Here is a 20,278-nt window from a genome sequence, read left to right as displayed (position 1 = left end):
ACATGTGTGGAATCGTAGGATACATCGGAGATAAAGAGAAAAAAGAGGTCATTTTAAGCGGTCTAAAAGAGCTTGAGTATCGCGGATACGACAGCGCTGGCATGGCTGTGATGAGTGATGGCAAGATCGACTTCTTTAAAGCGGTCGGCAAACTTGAAAATTTAGCCCTAAAGACAAAGGACTTTACATCAGAGGGCTTTGGCGTGGCGATAGGTCACACACGCTGGGCAACTCACGGCAAACCAACTGAGATCAATGCTCACCCGCACCTTGGCGAGCACTCATTTGTCGTTCATAACGGCATCATCGAAAACTACAAAGAGCTTAAAGATGAGCTTGAGGCAAAGGGCGTGAAATTTATGAGCCAAACCGACACCGAAGTGATCGTGCATCTTTTTGAAGAAATTTTAAAAGAGAAAAAAGACCCATTTAAAGCTTATGAGGCGACTATCGCAAAGCTAAGAGGCGCTTATGCGACGCTACTTATCACTAAAACTGCACCTGATAAGATATTTTTCGCAAAAGATGCCGCCCCTATGGCAATAGGCAAAAGTGACAAAAAAGAGGTATATTTTGCCTCATCAGATGCGCCGCTTATTGGCAACGCAACCGAAGTGGCATATCTTGATGACAATAACTACGGCTATGTGAGCTTAGACGAGATAGCTGTTTTTAAACACGGCAAAAAAGCTAGCATAACCTTTAACGCACTGCCAAAAGATAAGAGCTATGCCCAAAAAGAGGGTTATACATTTTTTATGGAGAAAGAAATTTACGAGCAAGGTGCAGTCGTATCTGAAACCATCATGGGCAGAGTTAAAAACCACAAAGTCACCCTTGAAAATTTAGACGACGAATACCTAAAAGGCATCGATGATGTCGTACTTTGTGCGTGCGGTACGAGCTATCATGCAGCACTAACTGCAAGCTATCTTTTTGAAAGACTTGCTAAAGTTAGAACAAAGGTCGAAGTGGCGAGCGAATTTAGATATAGAAAGCCTTATCTAAACAAAAACTCGCTTTTTATCGTCATCTCACAAAGTGGCGAGACAGCTGATACTCTTGAGGCACTTAGGATAGCAAAAGAGGCTGGGCTAAAGACACTTGCGATTTGCAACGTCGATAACTCTTCTATCGTTAGGCTAGCTGATAACACGCTTCTAACTCGCGCTGGCATCGAAAAAGGTGTGGCAAGTACAAAGGCATTTGCAACGCAGATCATCGTGCTTTGGATGCTTGTACTTCAAATGGCATCTGCAAAGGGATCTATCAGCAAAAAAGAGCTTGATCATGAGATCAAAACGCTTCTTCATATACCACAAATTTTAAATATAGATAACACTTTGCAAGAGAAGCTTCACCGCCTAAGCAAGCACTATTTGCACGGTCATGGCTTCTTCTTCATCGGTAGAGACATCTTCTATCCGCTTGCGCTTGAAGGTGCGTTAAAACTTAAAGAGATTTCATATCTTCACGCCGAAGGCTATCCATCAGGCGAGATGAAGCACGGTCCTATCGCACTTGCAGATGAGAAGCTATTTACGATCGCTTTAATGCCTCAAAATTTACTTTATGAAAAGGCAAAGAGCAATGTCGAAGAGCTTGCTGCAAGAGATGCATATATCCTAGCGATAAGTCCGCTTGAGTTTGAACTAAGTGATGACTACGTAAAAACAAGCGTTCAAGATCACTATATGAGCGAATTTTTCGAGATGATGCTTGTGCTTCAGCTACTTGCACTTGAAATTTCTGTTAGACTTGGCAACAATGTCGATATGCCAAGAAACCTCGCAAAAAGCGTAACTGTCGAATAATTTATGTGGCTGGCATCTTGCTGGCCGCTTAAATTTTACTTTTATATTTTTCTTTTAAAATTTAAGTTTTCACAAAATATTATTTTCTTATAATATTTGAACTTCTAATTACATTAAAAAGGATCTTCATGAAAAAGAGATTTTTAGCATCTAAGGTCTTTAGCAGCGTTGCCGCTCTTTGTTTATTTGCTGGATGCGCTAGCAGCAATAGCGGTGTAACTGGTGCCGCAGCAGGAGATACAGCCAAAAATGCCAACACGAAAATCGAGCGTTGCAGCCAAACGCTAGGAACATTGTCTTTTTACGAGGATCAAAGTAGTTCATGGTACTCATATCTAACTAGAGATTATCAGCTTGGCTCAACAGTGCCGGTGCTAAGGATCTTAGCTCAGCAAACTGGCTGCTTCGTCATCGTAGAGCGTGGCAGAAGTATGGATAATATGATGCAAGAGCGCGCGCTTGAAGCTAGTGGCGAGCTAAGAAAAGGCTCTAAATTTCACAAAGGTCAAGTCGTAGCGGCTGATTATACCATGCAGCCAGAGATCACATTTAGCAAAGAGGACACTGGCGGTATCAGCGGACTTGTAGGCGCTGTCTTTGGCAACGTTGCTGGCAAGGTAAGCGGAGGCTTTTCAAAGAGCGAAACACAAACATCTTTGCTTCTCATAGACAACCGCTCAGGCGTACAGATCGCTGGTGCAGTCGGCAGTGATAGCAACTTTGACTTCTTTGGCATGGGGTCAAATTCATTTTCGCGTGTGAGCGCTGGACTTGGTGGCTACACAAAGACACCAGAGGGCAGAATGATCGTAAATGCTTTTATGGACGCTATGAACCAACTTATAGTCGCGCTAAAAGACTATAAAGTCCAAAATGTAAAAGGCGGTCTTGGCAAAGGCGGAAATATAAAAATAGGAGACTAAGATGAAATTTATAGCCATTTTGTTTTGTACATTTACGATGTTGCTAGCTGTAAACTATACTAAAAAGATAGAGATCGGGCTTTGCAAACTTATAAACGAAAGAGAAATGGCTAAATTTTATGGCGACACGAGAAACTACGACGCCCTTAGTAAAAAGATAGACGGATATAAATTTCGTTTTGGATTGAAAGATTTTGATGAGGATAGCTGCCGCATGAGTGGCTACTATCCTATTGATCCAAACTATGCGCCATATCCGCCTAACTACCGCCCATACTATCAAAATGAGTACGAAAGATTTGATAGATTTCAGCGTGGTTACCGTGGAGGCTACTATAACGATGACGACTACGACGATGGTTTTGAGCGTGGATATAGACGTGGCTACAATGACGCTAGAAGAGAGTATAGAAGACCTTATAGATAGGCACAAAAGCCATAATTTTAAAGAAATTTGATGCAAAACCTGTGGATATGGCACATCCCAACTACCCAAATTTCTCTTTCGATAAAAGAGAGATAGACGCCATCATAAAAAAGCTAGAGCAAAATCACGAAATTTTAAAAGAGATAACAAGCAAGATCAGCAGAAGCGATCTTTTAAAGGCGCAAATTAGCGCACTTGAAGATGAAATAATAAGCTCATCTCTCATAGAGGGCGAGAGACTTAATAGATCAAGCATTCGCTCGTCGGTAAAAAAGAGACTAGATGAAAATTTTGACTGCTTAGCTGACACTTATGCGACTAGACATAGCGATAATCTAGTCTCGCTTTTGCTTGATGCAAATTTAAACAAAGCTCCTATGAACTTCGAGCGGCTACATGGCTGGCACAATGCCTTGTTTGAATATAGCCAAAGCAAAAACCACAAGATAAAAAGAGCTAAATTTAGAGATGATGAGATGAGTGTCGTCTCAGCTCCTTCAAAAAATGTGCAAATCCACTACGAAGCCTTGCCAGCAGAGCGCGTAGAGGATGAAATTTTTTAAATTTTATCAATAAAAGCCCTGAAAACGCCTATGTAAAAAGTGCCTTAGAGCACCTTTGGTTTGTGATAATCCATCCTTATGATGACGGTAATGGCCGTATGGCAAGGGCTTTGGCGCACTACTTTTTCTATCTCCAGCGTTATTTATGCAAATAAAAAAGATTATTATGAAATTTTAGAGCAGACAACAAAGCTTGAAAATAATTTAAACTTTGACTTCACAACGTGGATAAAGTGGCATTTAGAAGCGGTAAATAGCGCCATAAAACAAGCCATAAGCTCATTAAAAAGATAAAATTTCTATCAAATTTAAGAGCCAAAGCCCTTAAATTTTATCTTTACTTAGGATTTTTGCAAGCTGCTCTTTGATCTCATCATCAAATTCGCTAACACTTATCACACCCCTGCTCTCGCACATCTTAGCGTCATTTACCTCGCAGTAGCCACTCAGCGCGTTTTTGTATCCGCCCCTTATGCAAGCCTCTCTGTCCTCTAAAAATCCAGCCCCGCCAAGGATGAGCACGCCAAGGTCAAAGCCGATCTTAAATTTCGCACTCGCTGAGCTTTTTATCCAGCTTAAAAATATCTCATCATACCTTAGCCCAAGCGCTCCAACGCCATCTGGCACGACCAAGATATCTACGCCGTAAAGGCTCTCAGCGTAAATTTCAGGATGAAGCCTGACGCCAAATTCATCGACTATCTCAGGCTTTAGGGCGTAGGTTTTGATGTTAAAACCTTCAAATTTATGCAAAAAATCATAAATTTTGGCAAAGCTTAATAAATTTATCTTGTCAAACATCAAAATGCCAACTTTCATGCTAGCTCCTTTTAATGAAGTGCCTCATTTAGCTTGATCGCCCTTTTGCTTGCACTTGCAGTGATCTGACCTGTTTGGCTATTTTGTCTAAAATGAAGCCCGTTTAGCCCGCCAAGCTCAAGCGCTTTGTAAATTTCAGCTTCAAATTTAAAGCTAGGATTTAGCTTAGCTAGCTTTTCGCGCTCGCTGGCCGAGATATAGACCTTTGTGCCCTCAAGTACCGCTATGCCAGCATCCACGATGCAGTTATCGCCAAGTGGCACGCCAGTAACTGAGTTTGCGCCAAGCAAGCAGTGTTTGCCTATGCTTACAGGGTTGCCATTCGTGCCGCTTAGCACGCCAAGTATGCTAGCTCCGCCGCCAACGTCACTGCCCTCGCCCACGACAACAGAGCTGCTAACCCTGCCTTCAACCATCACGCCGCCAGTCGTGCCTGCATTAAAGTTGATATAAGCAGCTCCTGGCATGACGACTGTGCCAGGATGCACAGCAGCGCCCATGCGGACTTTAGCAGCGTCTAAAATTCTCGTGTTATCAGCTGGGATGATGTGACTTAGAAATCTTGGGAATTTATCCACGCTCACGATCGCTGGATACTCGCCAAACATCTTTAAAGAAATTTCATTTTCTCTTAGCCACTCAAGCTCGATCGGTATGTTTTGGCTAGTCCATGCGACATTTGGTAGCACTCCAAAGGCTCCATCAAGCACGATCGTCCTAGGTGCGACCTTGCCAAGCGAGATCAAGTAGAGCTTGAGATAGACGGCTTCTACGCTAAGTGGCTTTGCGTCATCAAATAAAAATACAAGCTTAAATTTATTCTCGTTTAGCTCAAGATCGTCATCAAATGCCATCTTCACAGCGTGTAAATTCTCCACGTTTTTATGCGATTTTATATCTTTTTCAAAGACGCTAAAGAGCTTGCTAGCCTTTTTTGCTACCTTTGGCGTGAGATCAGTCACGAACTCGGATGCGCTAAAATCAACCTCAACATCACACTTTTGCAAAGCGTAGATAAAAGCAGCTGCGCTTAAAAAGCTCTCTTTGTAATTTACAACGGCGTAACTTGCTTGCAAAATTTTGTCGCTATTTTTTTGTCCGCGATCGACTCTTGCGATGCCAAAAGCAACTGGATCTTTGTAACCATCTTTTTTTCTAAATTCTTCAAAAAATTCCTTAAATTCGTTTGCGTCTTTAAACTCTTTAGACATCTATTCTCCTTTAAATTTTTTCTTAGTCTAGCCAAAAATGGCTAAAAATTTTATGATTTTAAAACATTTGAGCTTTGATAAATTTATAAATTATAATAATGATTAACCTTATCATAAAAAATAGAAATAAAATGCCTCAAATTTTACAAGGAGACAAAATGTCAAATTTAGCTACCAAACCAAAATTTGCCTTAGCTGCGCTGATCGGTTTCGTCGCTGGCGTAGTTTCAGCTTTTGTCAAATGGGGTGCAGAAGTGCCACTTCCACCAAGAAGCCCTATGGATATGTTTAACGCAGCTTGTGAGCCAGAAAGTGCCATCAGAGCGGCTGATGCGATCGACTGCTCGAGAAATTTTCTAAACCCACCTTATGTGTTTTTGAGAGATTATGTCGGTATCGCCGATCCAAACGCCGCTATATACGAGTTTGCAGGGCATGCATTTAACTACGTGATGCTAACGCACATCATATTTTCAATAGTCTTTGCCGTTGGCTACTGCGTCGTGGCTGAGAAATTTCCAAAGATCACGATGTGGCAAGGCGTGATGGCTGGTATCTTAGCAACTATCGCAGTTCACGGCATCTCACTGCCGCTTCTTGGCCTCACTCCGCCACTTTGGACACTTCCTTGGTATGAGTATGTCTCTGAGTTTGTGGGCCACATGGTCTGGTTTTGGTCGATAGAGATCATCCGCCACGACCTAAGAGTTAGGATCACAAAAGAAAAAGATCCGAGCGACTGCTGCAACGCATAGCTTATAAATTTGCTGTTTTGGCGTAAAGGCTAAAACAGCAAAATTTAATCATTTAAAAACTCTAGTGCCTCTTGTTCGCAGCCAATACCTAAAAACAAAATTTTCATCATTTTTTGCAAGGCTTGAAAAACTTAAATTTACATAGCTTTTAATGCATAAATTTAAAAATTTAAGCACTTAGCACTCACTACTAAGCTCTAAATTTTCTAAACGAAGCGGCTTTTCATCCTCAAAAATCACCCCTATACCATAAGGCTCACAGATATCTAGCGCACCCTCGGCAAAGCTCATCAACCACTGCTTATCACGCGCATAAAAGGTGCATTGCGGCGAGCTAAAGGGCAGGTAACAAACTGGCACGTCAAGCAAGCTAAGCTCATCATCACTCAAACAATGCTCTCGCCTAAGCTCATCTTTTAAAAAGACAAGCGCCTCTTTTACGTGCCGATCGATATCACTGGCAATTCGCTCTGCTAGCAAAATAGTCTCATCGTATGCGCCAGTCTCGTCTTTACAGACAAGGCAAAACGGCACTTCTCCAAAGCTCTCGCTTTTTAGCCCCGTCTCTGCATACCAGATAAAGCCATCATCTGTTGCGACTTTTTCAAGCTCGCCAAATTTCAAAGTCATTTTTTATTCTCATTTTTGTGATTTTACTACTCTTGTAAAAGAGTCAAATTTAAGCAAATTTATCGTGATTTAAAATAGAGACAGCTTGTAAATTTGCCCTTTTAACATAAAGCAAAAGCTAAATTTACAAGCAAAATTTCAGTTTTTCTCACTATTTAAAAGCAGAATTTCTCATCAGTGCCATTTTGCTTGCGCATAGCTTTAAAGTTAGCAAGATTGTCTTTGTCTAAAAAGTAATCTTTCTCTTTTTTATTGCGGGCTTCAAGCTTTTCTATGCCTTTTGCAAGGGCTGCTTTTCTATCTTCGTGAGGCGAGCTAAATTCTGGCGAAAACATCGCTTCATAGGCATTTTTCTTGGTCCATTCAAGTGCTTTATCAGCGATCTCTTGTTGTTTTTTGATATCGCAAAATGCGTAAGGATTGACCACGTCGCCAACAAGCTTCATAAACGCCCCTATCGCAGCCACCACGTCAGTAAATTTCTCGCCCTCCATGTCTATAACACCTCTTAGCAAGATCGCGCGATTTTTTGCCACGTAAAACCAAAATACCGCATCATCGCGAAGTCCAAGATCATAAGCGCGAGCTGAGAGGACAAAAAGAGTTATCGGAGAGACCATCTGTGGAGCGTCCTGCACGATCTTTTCTGCCTTTTTAAAGTCCTCTACTTTGCCACTTTTTAAAAGCTCATCTATCTTGTCATAGACCTTGACATATTCCACCTTGCCAGCATTTGCTGAGTAGTAAGGCGTGACGTAGGTGTCGATAGTTCTTACTTTGCCGTCGTTTGCAAAGCCACATACCGCCCCAAAAAGTAGAGCTGTAAGCAGTGATAAAATTTTCATTTTAACTCCTTGGTTTAAAATTTTTATTATTTTAACTAAAAGCAGTTGAAAAGTTTGGGATAAATTTAAGAAAAAGTCCGCAAATTTAAAGCGGACTTTGAAGATTAGTTTTTAAAACTATGGATAGGTGCTGGAATTTGTCCGCCACGAGCGATGAAGTCAGCACTTGAGGCTTTGTTTATCTTCATCACAGGTGCCCTTCCTAAAAGGCCGCCAAACTCGATCATATCGCCCTCACGTCCAAGAGGTATGATACGAACGGCCGTTGTTTTTTGATTTATCACGCCGATAGCCGCCTCATCAGCGATCATCGCAGCTATACTCTGGCTTGGTGTATCCGCAGGTATGGCGATCATATCAAGCCCTACCGAGCATATCGCCGTCATCGCTTCAAGCTTTTCTAAATTTAGCGATCCCGCGCGCACCGCAGCTATCATACCCTCATCTTCTGAGACTGGGATAAAAGCACCGCTTAAGCCGCCCACTTGATTGCACGCCATGACGCCACCTTTTTTGACCGCGTCATTTAGCAGGGCAAGTGCCGCAGTCGTGCCGTGCGTACCAACAGCCTCAAGTCCCATCTCCTCAAGCACGCGGGCCACCGAGTCGCCCACAGCAGGCGTTGGAGCAAGAGAGAGATCGACGATACCAAATTTAACCCCAAGGCGCTCGCTCGCCATTTGACCAACGAGCTGACCGATACGAGTGATCTTAAATGCCGTCTTTTTCACAGTCTCAGCCACCACGTCAAAGCTCTCGCCACGCACCTTTTCAAGCGCTCTTTTTACGACGCCTGGGCCTGAAACGCCGACATTTATCACCACGTCAGCCTCGCCCACGCCGTGAAATGCACCAGCCATAAAAGGATTGTCCTCGACTGCATTTGCAAAAACTACAAGCTTCGCACAGCCCATCTCTGAAGCTGCTGCGGTCTCTTTTATGATGCGTCCCATGTCACGCACTGCGCTCATGTTTATGCCACTTTTTGTTGAGCCGACATTGACACTTGAGCACACTTTTGCAGTTTGTGCTAGTGCTTGGGGGATAGAATTTATCAAAATTTCATCGCCCTTTTGATAGCCCTTTTGCACTAGAGCCGAAAAACCACCTATAAAATCAATACCAACTTCAATAGCCGCCCTATCAAGCGTCTTTGCGATCATCACATAGTCTTTTGCATCCGTTGCGGCGCCGATTATTGAGATAGGCGTCACGCTCACTCTTTTATTGACGATTGGTATGCCTAGCTCAGCGGAAATTTCGTTGCCCACACGAACTAGGTCTTTGGCTTTAGTGGTGATTTTTGCGTAAATTTTGTCGCAGGCTTTGCCTATGTCAGGGTCGATGCAGTCAAGCAAACTAATGCCCATCGTGATCGTTCTGATGTCAAAATTTTGCTCCTCGATCATCGAGATAGTTTCAGTTACGTTTTTGATATCCATCTTTTGTCCTTAAATTTTGTGCATCGCATCAAAAATGGCTGAGCTTTGGATATTTATCTTTACTTTTAGGCTCTCTCCAAGCTTATCAAGCTCCGCTCTTAAGGCTGTAAAGTCCTTATTTTCATCGCTTGAAACCACCGCCATCATCGTGAAAAAGTCGCTTAAAATAGTCTGGCTTATATCATCTATGTTTAGCCCTAGCTCGCTAAGCTTTGCTGAGACGCCAGCAACGATGCCAACTCTATCTTTTCCGACTACGGTTACGATCGCTTTCATATTTTCTCCTGTTAAATTTTCTTTTTAATGATTGCATTTTGGCTACAAAATTTAAATCCTGCAACAAGCAAAGCCAAATTTTTGTAGCCAAATTTAAACTGGCAAATTTTAAAATTTGCTCTAAAATTTATCTTTTGTAAATTTACTTCGAGCAAGCACTCTTGCCGTCATTTACTGGCTGGATCGCTGAGTTATCAGCCCCGCCGCCGTTATTTATATTTTCTATTATCTCCCAAAGCCTTGCAGCTGCGCTCTCGTAGCGTTTTGCAGTGACTGAGTTTGGCTCATAGAAGCTAACTGGTTTGCCATTATCGCCACCCACTCTAACAGCTGGCTCGATAGGAATTTCAGCTAAAATTTGAGTGTTGTAAGCCTTTGCCACCTCTTCAGTCGTGCCTTTGCCAAAGATATCATACTCTTTGCCGTTATCTGGGCAGATGAAGCCGCTCATATTTTCGATGACGCCAGCGATTGGGATGTGAAGCTTCTCAAACATATCAAGCGCACGTTTGCTATCATCAAGTGCTACTACTTGAGGCGTTGTGACGCAGACACCTGCTGTTACTGGCACGCTTTGAGCTAGAGTTAGTTGCGCGTCGCCCGTTCCTGGAGGCATGTCGAGAAACAATACATCAAGCTCGCTCCAAAGCACGTCTCTTAGCAGCTGCTCGATCGCTTTCATGATCATCGAGCCACGCCAGATAAGGCTCATACCCTCCTCCATCAAAACGCCCATACTCATCATCTCCACGCCATGGCTAAGTATCGGTTTTAGCTTGTTGCCAACGACTTGTGGCTGAGTATTTACTTCGCCAAGCATTCTTGGGATATTTGGTCCGTAGATGTCAGCGTCTAAGATACCCACTTTTTTGCCTAGTTTTGCCATTGAGATGGCTAAATTTAGCGTCGTGGTTGATTTACCAACGCCGCCTTTTCCAGAGCTTACCATTACAAAATTTTTAACTTGAGGTGCGATATTTTTGCCACTTTGAGTGTTACTTTTCTCCTCAGGTATCTTTGGCTGGATCAAATTTAGCACGTACTCATTTGAGCCCATAACACGCTTGATGTCCGTTTTTAGCTCATTTGCCACGTCAGAGCTTGAGCTAACGATCTCTACTTCGATTAAAATTTTCTCGCCGATCTCCACGTTTTTTACAAAACCAAAGCTAACTATATCCTTCTCAAATCCCGGATATATGACACCTTTTAGTCTGTTTAAGACCTCTTCTTTATTTAACATTTTTCTCCTTTTTCTAGATCTTTTGAAATTTTATATGCACAAAATTTTGGTCCGCACATCGAACAAAAATGAGCGCTCTTAAACGCATCTTCTGGCAAGCTCTCATCGTGAAGCTCTCTAGCCTTTTTTGGATCAAAGCTAAGCTCAAACTGCTTGTTCCAGTCAAATGCATACCTAGCATCACTCATCGCATGATCTTTTTCGATGGCTCCAGCTTTGCCAAGTGCGACATCTGCGGCATGAGCTGCTATCTTGTGAGCTACGATGCCCTCTCTTACGTCATTTTCATTTGGCAAGCCAAGGTGCTCTTTTTGCGTTACGTAGCAAAGCATGCTAGCGCCGTGATATGCTGCCATCGTACCACCTATCGCTGAAGTGATATGATCATACCCTGCGCCGATATCGCTAACAAGCGGTCCAAGCACGTAAAATGGGGCGTCATGGCAGAGCTCTTGTTCGATTTTCATATTATACTCAATTTGACTTAATGGCACATGACCAGGGCCCTCTATCATCACTTGCACATCTTTTTGCCACGCACGAAGTGTTAGCTCTCCAAGCACCTTTAGCTCGCTAAGCTGCGCCTCGTCTGTCGCGTCATAAAGGCAGCCTGGGCGAAGTCCGTCGCCAAGCGAGAGCGAGACGTCATATTTTGCGCAAATTTCTAAAATTTGATCAAAAATCTCATAAAATGGATTTTGCCTATTTAGCTTTGACATGTAGCTCGCGCTCAGGCTGCCGCCACGGCTAACTATGCCCATTTTACGCTTTTTAACAAGTGGCAAAAACTCACGCAAAAAGCCAGCGTGTATCGTAAAGTAACTAACCCCTTGCCTTGCTTGCTTCTCTAGCACGCTTAAAATTAGCTCATTTGTGATATTTGTAACCTCTTTTGCCTCTTTTAAAATTTCATACATAGGCACTGTGCCAACTGGCACGCTTGAGTGCTCTATGATAGCGCTTCTAATGGCATCTAAATCGCCGTCAGTGCTTAGATCCATAACCGTATCAGCGCCAAATTCTAGGCAAATTTCAAGCTTTCTAAGCTCAGCGCAAATGTCGCTACTTAAGCTTGAGTTGCCGATATTTGCATTGATTTTTGTCTTTAGCTTTCTGCCTATACCCATTGGCTTTAAATTTATGTGATTTACATTTGCTGGGATGATGATCCTGCCATTTGCCACCTCATCCACAAGCAAATTTTCGCTCACTCCCTCGATCTTTGCCACGTAGCTCATCTGCTTTGTGAGCTCGCCTCGCCTAGCATAGTACATCTGCGTCTTTGTCATGACTAGCCTTTTTTTAAAATTTAAGGGTTCATTTTAGTCCTTTTTTGTTTTGATCTAACTAAATGCTAGACTTAAATTTATTTCTATAAAAAGAAATATTTAGCTTTTAGGTGTATAATTCCGTAACAATCTTCAAAGGAGCTACCTTGCTTGATATCTCACTTATAATGCTAGGAGCAGGAAATTCCAGTCGTTTTGAGCTACCTGTAAAGAAGCAATGGCTTCGCATCGGCAGCGACCCACTTTGGCTATTTGCCACTAAAAATTTGAGTAACTTTTACACATTTAAAGAGATCATCGTCGTTAGTAAAGAGTGCAAATATATGTCCAAATTTGCTCCAAACTATAAATTTGTTGATGGTGGTGAGACAAGACAAGATAGCCTAAAAAACGCACTCGAGCTAGTAAGTAGCGAATTTGTCCTAGTTAGCGACATCGCGCGCCCTTGCATATCAAGCGAGCTCTTTCACAAGATCATTGAGGCGGCCGCTCAGGCTGACTGCGTGGTCCCTGCGCTAAAGATTGCTGACACTGCCTATCTTGGCGAAAATGCAATCGATAGAGAAAAGGTAAAACTTATCCAAACGCCGCAACTCTCGCGCACAGCACTTCTTAAAAAAGCTCTTAGCGGCGCTGAAATTTACACAGATGATAGCTCAGCCATGAGAGCCATAGGCGCAAGTGTTTGGCACATTTTGGGCGACGAGATGGCTAGAAAGATCACTTTTAAAGAGGACCTTGCCAAAATTTCAGCCCTAAAAGCACCAGAAAACGAAGTCTTTGTCGGCAACGGCTTTGACGTGCATGAGTTTGAAAAGGGCCGGCCGCTTGTGCTTTGTGGCGAAAAGATCGACTATGAGTTTGGGCTAAAGGCTCACAGCGACGGCGACGTGGCACTTCATGCGCTAACAGACGCCATCTTGGGAGCTGCTGGCCTTGGCGACATAGGCGAACTTTTTCCTGATACGGACGCTAAATTTAAAGATATTAGCTCTATTTACTTGCTGCAGGAGGCCTATAAAAGAGTGCAAAGCGTGGGCTTTGTGCTAACAAATGCTGATATCACGATAATGGCGCAAAAGCCAAAACTTTCAAAGCTAAAATCAAAGATGGAGGCAAACATCGCTCAGGCTCTAAATTTGAGCCAGAGCCGCATAAATGTAAAGGCAACGACGACTGAGGGGCTTGGCTTTGTCGGCAGATGTGAGGGGATCGCTGTCATGGCAAGTGCGAGCCTTAAATTTTACAACTGGACACAAATATGAAAATTTTAATAGTAGAAAACGAAATTTATCTAGCTGGCTCGATGGCTAGCAAGCTGGCTGACTTTGGCTACGACTGCGAGATCGCAAAGAGCGTCAAAGAGGCTTTGAAATTTGAAAATTTTGACGTAGTGTTACTTTCTACCACACTTCCTGGGCAGGACTTCTATCCAGTCATAGAGAAATTTAAAAGTTCTATCATCATCTTACTCATCGCCTACATAAACAGCGACACCGTGCTAAAACCGATACAAGCGGGCGCGGTGGATTACATCCAAAAGCCATTTATGATAGAAGAGCTTGTTAGAAAGATAAGACATTTTGAAGAGTTTAGAGGCTTTAAAAACGAGATAAAAAACTACGAAAACTATATAAATTTCACCCTAAAAGACTACGAGATACCTTGTTTTGAAGCTAAAAAGATCAAATTTCCACTTCTTTTAAAATCAAGCAAGAATGGCTACAGCGATAAATTTATCTTTAACTATGTAAAGGCAAACAAAACGCCATTTTTGTTTTTGGGTAAAGCCTGTTTTAGCGAGCTTGAAAAAGCACTTTCTCAAAGTGGCAACGAGCTAATATACATCACAAATCTTGAAGAGCTAAAAGATGATGAAAAAGAGAAAATTTTAGAGCTTTGCAAAAAGAAAAAAGTAGCTATCCAAACTAGCGATTTTGCGCAAAGTGCGCCATTTGACGAGCTTGAATTATCCATCCGAGACAAAAACTTTGACATCGGCGAGATCGTCACGATCGATGAATATATAAAATATATCATAGTTAATTATCAAGATAAATTCCCCGACACCGAGCTTAGCAAAAAGCTTGGAATTTCTAGAAAATCACTTTGGGAAAAGAGAAAGAAATATGACGTCAGCAAGAAAAAATAGTGAAATTTCTATAAACACCGAAGTTTATGGCGCCTTAGAGCTTATCAAAAACAAAATTCTCTCAAATTTTAGCGCACTGATGGACGATGAGCAGATCAAAGAGGTCGCGAAAAAGGGCTACTTTAACGGCGAACCGATGCCCTACTCTTTTGGCTTTGCCCCATTTGGCGAGATCAATCAAAATACCGCTAGCAAGCTGCATACTGGGCAAAGAGTAAATTTAAATATGGACGGCAAGATCGTTGGACACATCGACGTGGCAAAGGTCTTTAAATTTGACGAGAGCATGCGAGCTAAAAATATATTTTTAGCAAATGAATCAAACAGCGAAATGTCGCTAAATTTAGGCAAATACGGCATAAGTGGCGAGTTTGAGCTATATGATGAGAGCCTACAAATTAGCAAAGATGCGCTAAATGAGCTTATAAAAGAGAGTGGCGCTAAGAAGATAACGGCTGTTTTTTTAACGGCTGACCCATTTAACCGCGCGCATGAACGCCTAGTTAGGATGACTATCGACAAGGCCGATCTCGTGGTCGTTTTTCTGGTAAGAACGCGCGAAGAGAGGCATATTGATTACGAGATCAGAAAGCAAGTGCTTGACTTTTTTAACCAAAACTATCTGCCGACAAAAAAGGTCTTTGTCTTTGCGCTAAAAAACACGACCCTTTTTAGCTCGCACGCCAACCCAACGCTTGAGTGCATCGCGGCTTCAAGACTTGGCGCAAATAAGCTAGTCATCGGACAAAACCACTCTGGCATTGGCATGTTTTTTGACCACAACGAAGTTCATACGATACTTGACATCTACAAAAACGATCTAAATTTAGACGTGATCGTCCTGCCAGAGCTAGTTTATTGCAACAAGTGTAAGACGCTAGTTAGCACCAAAAGCTGCCCACACGGACAGCACCACCAGATCAAATACCACCCAGACGTGATCAAAGAACTGCTATTTAACGGCATCATGCCACCAGCCATACTCGTTAGGCCTGAAATTTCAGCGCTCATCTTAAGCAAGCTCTATGTAAATCGCTTTAAAGATATACAAAAGCTCTGCGACGATCTCTTTGTAAATTCTGGACTGCTTGAAAACAAGACCGACCGCGACTTTTATGAGGAGCTCATGAAGCTCTACCAGACATCATCACTCACTTAAGGAAATTTATGCAAAAGCTATTTTTGACATTTTTTGGATTTGGACTTTTACCAAAGGCGCCTGGCACTTGGGGCTCGGTGGCTGGAGCTGTGGCAGCTTATTTTGTGTTATATTTTTTCTCATCTACCACGCTTTTACTGGCTAGCATTTTGTTATTTTTGGTGAGCATCAGCGTCATTGATGATTTTGAAAAAAAGGCAAATTCGCACGACGAAAGTTTTATCGTGATCGACGAAGTTGCTGGCGTTTGGCTTGCTATCGCCATTAGCGGAGCGACGATCTCACAGCTAGTTCTCTCGCTCGTGCTTTTTAGAGTACTTGATATCAAAAAGCCTTCGATCATTGGCAGGATCGACCGCAACGTAAAGGGCGGGCTTGGCGTTATGGGCGATGATATGGTTGCTGGATTTTTCGCTGGCATTATTAGCGCGATGATATATGGCGTAGCTATGAAATTTGGCGTAGTTTTGCCGTAAGCTGAGCTAGCGATCTTGCTGGCTCTTTTTAATTTTAACTATCCCTGCTTTTATTTTAGACCTCTTTTTAGATGAGAGCTTTATCGTTAGAATTTATCTCATCCCTGCCTGCAACTTTATCTTTGTCATAATTTTTTCTAAAGACGATCATATTATAAAGCGAAAATCTAAGCTCTTCAAAAAGGCTTAAATTTTTTGCATTTTCAGGGGTTATCTCATTGCCATTTTTATCACGTCCTTTGCCACCTAAAAACAGCAAATAAACAAGCGGAGTCATAAAGTTAAATCTTAAAAGTAACGCCAAGAAGCAGTTTAAAAAGCCGTGATTGTATTTAATGCAAACGTAAAAGCCAAAAACGGCGTAAATGGCTATTATAAAAAGCATAGTGTAAAAAATATAAGATAGCCCATCATCGTTTGAAACGCCAAAATACTCGGCCGCTTCACTAAAAATAGCTACAGATATAGGAAATATCACGAGTGGAAAAATGAGATGTAGTCTAACTAGGTCAAATTTACTCAGATAGACTTTTATATTTCGCCTGCCAGCAAAGATCATCAACAAAATAGCTAGCACTATCGGCAAAAAGACTAAACTAGCATAGAGATCACTTATATACAAGTTGCGCTCCTATTTTTGCTTTGTAAATTTGAGTTTTGCTAACGACGTTTTGCGTTCTTAAATTTAAAAAAGCTAAATTTACCTGCGATTTTTGCGGTTTTCTATGCCTATCCTCTCGCTATCTTCGATCTCTGCAACATAGCTTGGATTTTTCTTTTTAGCCTCTTTGTCTAAAAAGCTAATAAGCTTTGCATCGGCATTTTGATGAGAGCAGATGAGGATTATAAAATTTATGTAGTTGCTAGCTTCTTTTGGAGCAACCTGATTTTTTTTCGCTGGTATTATAAATTTCTCTCCAAAAATTTGTATAAGCTCGAAAAGCTCGTTTTTGCTTAGAGTTTTATCACCAGCAAGTTCTTCAAGCTTTTCGATCGTGATCTCTTCTTCGCTTTCGGGCTCTAGCCCTCTTGCCAAGACTTGATGATCTTTGTTTTTTAGCAAAAGATAGACTAGCGCGCAAATGGCCACTATAAGCAAAAAAACAAAAAAGACTATCAAGCCTTTAAGAAGCATCTATAACCTTGTGCAAAGAGAGCGTTTCGTAAATGCAAGAACGCTCATCACTATCATCACGACGATGCTTATCCAGACAAAATCAGGCACTGGAAGCGGATCTCCAGCTGCGTATGAGTGCATGCCAGCTAGATAGAAATTTACCCCAAAATAGGTCATTATGATCGACCAATAGGCAAAAAATGAGGCTACAGCAAATGCGTATTGATTATTAAGCTTTGGTATAAATCTCATGTGAAGCACTGCCGCATAGACAAGGATCGAAACTAGCGCCCAAGTCTCCTTGCTGTCCCAGCCCCAGTATCTACCCCAGCTCTCATTTGCCCAGACACCACCTAAAAAGTTTCCAAGCGTGAGCAAGCTAAGACCTAGTATCATCGCCATCTCATTTATACGTGTCGCTTCAGTGATATTACGCGCGATCTCTGCATTTGGCTTTTTCTTGTTTTGCAAGATGATAAGCAACAAAGTAAAGCCACCAAGTAACGCACAAAGGCCTAAAAATCCATAACTTGCAGTTATGATAGAGACGTGGATAGTTAGCCAGTAGCTCTGAAGCACAGGCACAAGTGTCGTGATCTGCGGATCCATCCAGCTAAGGTGTGCGACAAATAGCGTAACGCCAGCCAATATAGATGTAAGCGCAAGTGCGATCGGACTGCGTTTTGCAAAGATGATGCCAGATAGACCAAGCGCCCAAGCGATATAGACCATCGACTCGTAGGCGTTACTCCAAGGGGCGTGCTCAGCGATGTACCAGCGAAGACCGAGGCCTACCGTGTGCGCGAGAAAGGCTAGTAAATTTATAATATATACAGCTTTAACTATGCCATTTATCTGCACTTTTGGCGCTAACATCTTGACAAAAACAAATAGTAAAAGCGCAAGTCCAGCCAAAAGATATATCGGCGTCAAGCGGTCAAATACTTGAAATTTATTAAATAAAATTTCTATGTCTATTTTTTTCTCACTTGGCATGACGGCAGAGCCGTATTTGTGCTGATAAGCTGAAATTTTCTCAAGCGCCGCATCCGCCTTACTCCAGTCATTATCCTTTGAGGCTGCATCAACAGCTGAAAAATACTCTCTCATCATACCAACTACTAGCTCAGCCTCTTTTGGCGAGAAGTACATCATCGCACTAGCTGGCGAATACCAAGAATTTGACGGATCATCTTGTTTTGGGAAAATTTTGAAAATTTCACCGATAAATATCATATAAAATACATTTAGTCTCTCGTCGATCTTTATCACATCTTTGTCAAAAGTATTGCGTGAACCTGGGTGTTTGCGGTTTGCTATCTCGGCAAATTTTGTTAGTTTATACTCGCTTCCACCATCTTTTGTCGCTTTAAAAAATTCATCAAAGCTTGCGTATCTTGCATTTTCATCAACGCCTAGCTCTTTTTTTAGCTCCTTGCTTTGACCAAGTGCGATGATCTTCTCATTTCGCCAAAAATCAGGCGTTACCATTATAGAAAGCATCGCTTGGTTTGAATTTAGGCTACCTATGCTCTCGCCTCTGTGAATTTTGTTTAAAACCTCTTTGCTAAGCGTATCAAATGGCTTCATCCTGCCGTCTGGACTTTGCACGATGAGTCTAGCAAGCTTGTCTGCATGCTCTTTGCTGATATGTGGTAAGAAGTCCTCAGCCTTTAGCGAGCTAAAATTTAAGCCCAAAAGTAAGACTGCTATGAGCGCAGCTACTTTTTTACCGCTTTTTGTTGATTCATTATCTATTAGTTTTGCTAGCTTTCTAAAGCGACTGTTAGGGTTTATGACATTTAACAAGAAGCCAAGACCTAGCAAAAAGTAGCCGATATATGTCGGGATCTTGCCTGGGTCTTTATTGACAGAGAGGATCGTGCCTTTCTCGTCGGTATCATATGAGCTTTGGAAAAATCTATATCCATCATAATCAAGCACGTGGTTCATATAAATTCTATAATCAAACCCCGGATCATTCGTGCCATCTTTTACCACAACCTCACTTGAGTAGCTCATAGGCGAATTTGAGCCAGGATATCTTTTTAGCTCAAAGTCTTTTAGGTAGAGGCTAAATGGGAGTTTTATCTGCTGAGCTCCCCATGAGGCGTTAAATTTCTCTCCAGCCACGGCGATACGTGAAGGCTCTGTTAGGTTGTAAAATACATGCATCTCTTTACTCTCACCTTTATAGTTTAGCTCAGCTATCAACGCGTTAAACTCGCTATCCTTTGAGCTGACCAGTTTTCTTGTAGCGTGCGCTGAGACTAGCCTTGGGGCGAAATTTATATTTGAGATAGTATATAGGCTACCTGTGCCAAATTCATTTACGCTGCCAGCTTTTAGCTCAGTTTTTGAGCTATCCGCCATAGTAAATTTTAAAAGATCAGCATTTGAAGTAACTGTGAAATTTCCATCATTTAGTCTAAAAAGAACGTATTTTTTATTTTCATCTGGTTTGGCATTAAAGATAAAGCTGATATCTCCAACCCTTGCCTCTTCTTCTTCAAGTAAAAATATCTCTTCGCTTTCGCTCTCGTTTGAGACTACAAACTCAACGACAGGCTTTCCACTATCATCATTTACAAATTTATAACTTGCATTTGGCACAAATTCTTTAAATTTTAAACTAGCCTCGCCATCTGCTGTTTTTAGCTTTAGATCAAAGCCTTTCTTTACATCAGCAAGTCCCAAAGGCATAGCCGAGCTGATCTCTTCACCTTTGTCGTTAAGCGCTGTTAAATTTATATACGAAACCTTTGTACTAACAACGTTTGAAGCAGTGTTTTCACGTATATGCATATCAGCTTCAAAGCCAAGGTATCTTGTGATGCCAGCACCGATTAAGATGACGATAAAACCTAAGTGAAAGATGAGAGATGGGAGTTTTTTAGGATCGATTAGGTTATATCTAAAGATGTTGAAGGCTAAATTTATACCAAGGAGTAGTTGGATGAGCGCAAACCAGCTAGCACCATAAACATAGTACCAAGCTGCTTCAGTGCTAGTTTTGCTCTCTATTATTGTGGCGGCTCCGCTAGCTACGGCAAAGATTATCATCAAAACGATAGCTGAGCCCATACTTAAAAATAATGTTTTTGGATTTAACATCTGCTTCCTTTTATTTATATTGT

At 41.9% G+C, this 20,278-nt stretch carries 21 protein-coding genes and 1 pseudogene; 11 read left to right on the top strand and 11 right to left on the bottom strand.

The genetic code is table 11. The features are described 5' to 3' along the window. The first annotated feature begins 2 nt into the window (after nucleotides 1–2). The 6 genes and pseudogenes from glmS to CVT00_RS10185 all read left to right on the top strand — a co-directional run bounded on the left by glmS (nucleotide 3) and on the right by CVT00_RS10185 (nucleotide 4,021). Complete coding sequence (gene glmS / locus CVT00_RS03620; protein WP_107915373.1) at nucleotides 3–1,814, top strand: glutamine--fructose-6-phosphate transaminase (isomerizing); 1,812 nt, start codon at nucleotides 3–5, stop codon at nucleotides 1,812–1,814. Between the two features lie 128 nt (nucleotides 1,815–1,942). Next, nucleotides 1,943–2,737 carry a CsgG/HfaB family protein gene (locus tag CVT00_RS03615; protein WP_012001529.1) on the top strand — a complete coding sequence of 265 codons (795 nt, stop codon included), beginning with the start codon at nucleotides 1,943–1,945 and terminating at the stop codon, nucleotides 2,735–2,737. Between the two features lies 1 nt (nucleotide 2,738). Then, nucleotides 2,739–3,164, top strand: a complete 426-nt coding sequence (locus CVT00_RS03610) for a gamma-glutamyl phosphate reductase (RefSeq protein ID WP_103558357.1) — start codon at nucleotides 2,739–2,741, stop codon at nucleotides 3,162–3,164. Nucleotides 3,165–3,211: 47 nt separating this feature from the next. Then, the gene (locus CVT00_RS03605; protein ID WP_103558358.1) at nucleotides 3,212–3,727 is read left to right on the top strand and encodes a DUF4172 domain-containing protein; all 516 of its coding nucleotides are present in this window, start codon (nucleotides 3,212–3,214) and stop codon (nucleotides 3,725–3,727) included. Nucleotides 3,728–3,732: 5 nt separating this feature from the next. Next, nucleotides 3,733–3,792: pseudogene (locus CVT00_RS10455) on the top strand (hypothetical protein); the annotation flags it as partial. A gap of 13 nt (nucleotides 3,793–3,805) precedes the next feature. Beyond that, nucleotides 3,806–4,021 carry a hypothetical protein gene (locus CVT00_RS10185; RefSeq protein WP_230853796.1) on the top strand — a complete coding sequence of 72 codons (216 nt, stop codon included), beginning with the start codon at nucleotides 3,806–3,808 and terminating at the stop codon, nucleotides 4,019–4,021. 30 nt (nucleotides 4,022–4,051) lie between these two features. Here the strand turns inward: CVT00_RS10185 and CVT00_RS03595 are convergent, their stop codons facing one another. Together CVT00_RS03595 and CVT00_RS03590 are read right to left on the bottom strand one after the other, a co-directional pair. Further along, complete coding sequence (locus CVT00_RS03595) at nucleotides 4,052–4,546, bottom strand: hypothetical protein (protein ID WP_002939504.1); 495 nt, start codon at nucleotides 4,544–4,546, stop codon at nucleotides 4,052–4,054. Nucleotides 4,547–4,557: 11 nt separating this feature from the next. Further along, nucleotides 4,558–5,757, bottom strand: a complete 1,200-nt coding sequence (locus tag CVT00_RS03590; RefSeq protein ID WP_107915375.1) for a 2,3,4,5-tetrahydropyridine-2,6-carboxylate N-succinyltransferase — start codon at nucleotides 5,755–5,757, stop codon at nucleotides 4,558–4,560. Nucleotides 5,758–5,915: 158 nt separating this feature from the next. Between CVT00_RS03590 and CVT00_RS03585 the strand changes: the two genes are divergently transcribed. After that, complete coding sequence (locus tag CVT00_RS03585) at nucleotides 5,916–6,512, top strand: YagU family protein (RefSeq protein WP_107915377.1); 597 nt, start codon at nucleotides 5,916–5,918, stop codon at nucleotides 6,510–6,512. Nucleotides 6,513–6,689: 177 nt separating this feature from the next. Here CVT00_RS03585 and CVT00_RS03580 read toward each other — a convergent pair whose 3' ends face one another. From CVT00_RS03580 to thiC, 6 genes are all read right to left on the bottom strand, one after another. Then, a complete protein-coding gene (locus tag CVT00_RS03580) occupies nucleotides 6,690–7,142 on the bottom strand; it encodes a hypothetical protein (RefSeq protein ID WP_103558362.1) in 453 nt (150 codons plus the stop codon). A gap of 155 nt (nucleotides 7,143–7,297) precedes the next feature. After that, nucleotides 7,298–7,987 (bottom strand): cytochrome-c oxidase, encoded by a 690-nt coding sequence (locus CVT00_RS03575; RefSeq protein WP_103558363.1) that lies wholly within the window; start codon nucleotides 7,985–7,987, stop codon nucleotides 7,298–7,300. A 104-nt stretch (nucleotides 7,988–8,091) separates the two neighbouring features. Next, entirely contained in the window at nucleotides 8,092–9,429 is a 1,338-nt protein-coding gene (locus tag CVT00_RS03570) for a PFL family protein (protein WP_009294468.1), read from the bottom strand. 9 nt (nucleotides 9,430–9,438) lie between these two features. Beyond that, nucleotides 9,439–9,705, bottom strand: coding sequence for an ACT domain-containing protein (locus tag CVT00_RS03565; RefSeq protein ID WP_002939508.1), 267 nt, complete (start codon nucleotides 9,703–9,705; stop codon nucleotides 9,439–9,441). A gap of 142 nt (nucleotides 9,706–9,847) precedes the next feature. Further along, complete coding sequence (locus tag CVT00_RS03560; protein WP_107915379.1) at nucleotides 9,848–10,948, bottom strand: Mrp/NBP35 family ATP-binding protein; 1,101 nt, start codon at nucleotides 10,946–10,948, stop codon at nucleotides 9,848–9,850. Next, complete coding sequence (thiC, locus tag CVT00_RS03555; protein WP_107915381.1) at nucleotides 10,942–12,237, bottom strand: phosphomethylpyrimidine synthase ThiC; 1,296 nt, start codon at nucleotides 12,235–12,237, stop codon at nucleotides 10,942–10,944. The genes CVT00_RS03560 and thiC overlap by 7 nt, the downstream gene beginning before the upstream one ends. Nucleotides 12,238–12,383: 146 nt before the next feature. On the opposite strand from thiC, the gene CVT00_RS03550 reads away from it, so the two are divergent. Genes CVT00_RS03550 through CVT00_RS03535 form a run of 4 tightly spaced genes read left to right on the top strand, consistent with a single transcriptional unit; the run spans nucleotide 12,384 to nucleotide 16,024 of the window. Next, nucleotides 12,384–13,502, top strand: a complete 1,119-nt coding sequence (locus tag CVT00_RS03550) for a bifunctional 2-C-methyl-D-erythritol 4-phosphate cytidylyltransferase/2-C-methyl-D-erythritol 2,4-cyclodiphosphate synthase (protein ID WP_103617964.1) — start codon at nucleotides 12,384–12,386, stop codon at nucleotides 13,500–13,502. Next, the gene (locus tag CVT00_RS03545; RefSeq protein ID WP_107915383.1) at nucleotides 13,499–14,389 is read left to right on the top strand and encodes a response regulator; all 891 of its coding nucleotides are present in this window, start codon (nucleotides 13,499–13,501) and stop codon (nucleotides 14,387–14,389) included. The genes CVT00_RS03550 and CVT00_RS03545 overlap by 4 nt, the downstream gene beginning before the upstream one ends. Next, nucleotides 14,367–15,548: a sulfate adenylyltransferase gene (locus CVT00_RS03540; RefSeq protein ID WP_107915385.1), complete on the top strand. Its 1,182-nt coding sequence runs from the start codon at nucleotides 14,367–14,369 to the stop codon at nucleotides 15,546–15,548. Before CVT00_RS03545 ends, CVT00_RS03540 begins: the two co-directional genes overlap by 23 nt. Before the next feature lie 8 nt (nucleotides 15,549–15,556). After that, nucleotides 15,557–16,024: a phosphatidylglycerophosphatase A family protein gene (locus CVT00_RS03535; RefSeq protein WP_021090015.1), complete on the top strand. Its 468-nt coding sequence runs from the start codon at nucleotides 15,557–15,559 to the stop codon at nucleotides 16,022–16,024. A gap of 67 nt (nucleotides 16,025–16,091) precedes the next feature. On the opposite strand, the gene CVT00_RS03530 is transcribed toward CVT00_RS03535, so the two are convergent. From CVT00_RS03530 to ccsA, 3 genes are all read right to left on the bottom strand, one after another. Then, nucleotides 16,092–16,646 (bottom strand): hypothetical protein, encoded by a 555-nt coding sequence (locus CVT00_RS03530; RefSeq protein WP_107915387.1) that lies wholly within the window; start codon nucleotides 16,644–16,646, stop codon nucleotides 16,092–16,094. Between the two features lie 78 nt (nucleotides 16,647–16,724). Continuing rightward, complete coding sequence (locus tag CVT00_RS03525; RefSeq protein WP_021087193.1) at nucleotides 16,725–17,159, bottom strand: hypothetical protein; 435 nt, start codon at nucleotides 17,157–17,159, stop codon at nucleotides 16,725–16,727. Further along, nucleotides 17,160–20,255, bottom strand: coding sequence for a cytochrome c biogenesis protein CcsA (gene ccsA / locus CVT00_RS03520; RefSeq protein WP_103558372.1), 3,096 nt, complete (start codon nucleotides 20,253–20,255; stop codon nucleotides 17,160–17,162). Nucleotides 20,256–20,278 lie beyond the last annotated feature (23 nt).

It is taken from the genome of Campylobacter concisus, from assembly GCF_003048675.2.
Lineage (GTDB): Bacteria > Campylobacterota > Campylobacteria > Campylobacterales > Campylobacteraceae > Campylobacter_A > Campylobacter_A concisus_F.
This window is presented reverse-complemented; position numbering and strand designations above follow the sequence as displayed.

Coding starts and splice junctions, on each gene's coding strand:
- thiC (WP_107915381.1), bottom strand. CDS start 12,237: ATGACAAAGACGCAGATGTACTATGCTAGGCGAGGCGAGCTCACAAAG.
- CVT00_RS03580 (WP_103558362.1), bottom strand. CDS start 7,142: ATGACTTTGAAATTTGGCGAGCTTGAAAAAGTCGCAACAGATGATGGC.
- CVT00_RS03540 (WP_107915385.1), top strand. CDS start 14,367: ATGACGTCAGCAAGAAAAAATAGTGAAATTTCTATAAACACCGAAGTT.
- CVT00_RS03545 (WP_107915383.1), top strand. CDS start 13,499: ATGAAAATTTTAATAGTAGAAAACGAAATTTATCTAGCTGGCTCGATG.
- CVT00_RS03570 (WP_009294468.1), bottom strand. CDS start 9,429: ATGGATATCAAAAACGTAACTGAAACTATCTCGATGATCGAGGAGCAA.
- CVT00_RS03565 (WP_002939508.1), bottom strand. CDS start 9,705: ATGAAAGCGATCGTAACCGTAGTCGGAAAAGATAGAGTTGGCATCGTT.
- CVT00_RS03560 (WP_107915379.1), bottom strand. CDS start 10,948: ATGTTAAATAAAGAAGAGGTCTTAAACAGACTAAAAGGTGTCATATAT.
- CVT00_RS03535 (WP_021090015.1), top strand. CDS start 15,557: ATGCAAAAGCTATTTTTGACATTTTTTGGATTTGGACTTTTACCAAAG.
- CVT00_RS03605 (WP_103558358.1), top strand. CDS start 3,212: ATGGCACATCCCAACTACCCAAATTTCTCTTTCGATAAAAGAGAGATA.
- CVT00_RS03525 (WP_021087193.1), bottom strand. CDS start 17,159: ATGCTTCTTAAAGGCTTGATAGTCTTTTTTGTTTTTTTGCTTATAGTG.
- CVT00_RS03590 (WP_107915375.1), bottom strand. CDS start 5,757: ATGTCTAAAGAGTTTAAAGACGCAAACGAATTTAAGGAATTTTTTGAA.
- glmS (WP_107915373.1), top strand. CDS start 3: ATGTGTGGAATCGTAGGATACATCGGAGATAAAGAGAAAAAAGAGGTC.
- CVT00_RS03615 (WP_012001529.1), top strand. CDS start 1,943: ATGAAAAAGAGATTTTTAGCATCTAAGGTCTTTAGCAGCGTTGCCGCT.
- ccsA (WP_103558372.1), bottom strand. CDS start 20,255: ATGTTAAATCCAAAAACATTATTTTTAAGTATGGGCTCAGCTATCGTT.
- CVT00_RS03585 (WP_107915377.1), top strand. CDS start 5,916: ATGTCAAATTTAGCTACCAAACCAAAATTTGCCTTAGCTGCGCTGATC.
- CVT00_RS03595 (WP_002939504.1), bottom strand. CDS start 4,546: ATGAAAGTTGGCATTTTGATGTTTGACAAGATAAATTTATTAAGCTTT.
- CVT00_RS03575 (WP_103558363.1), bottom strand. CDS start 7,987: ATGAAAATTTTATCACTGCTTACAGCTCTACTTTTTGGGGCGGTATGT.
- CVT00_RS03610 (WP_103558357.1), top strand. CDS start 2,739: ATGAAATTTATAGCCATTTTGTTTTGTACATTTACGATGTTGCTAGCT.
- CVT00_RS10185 (WP_230853796.1), top strand. CDS start 3,806: ATGATGACGGTAATGGCCGTATGGCAAGGGCTTTGGCGCACTACTTTT.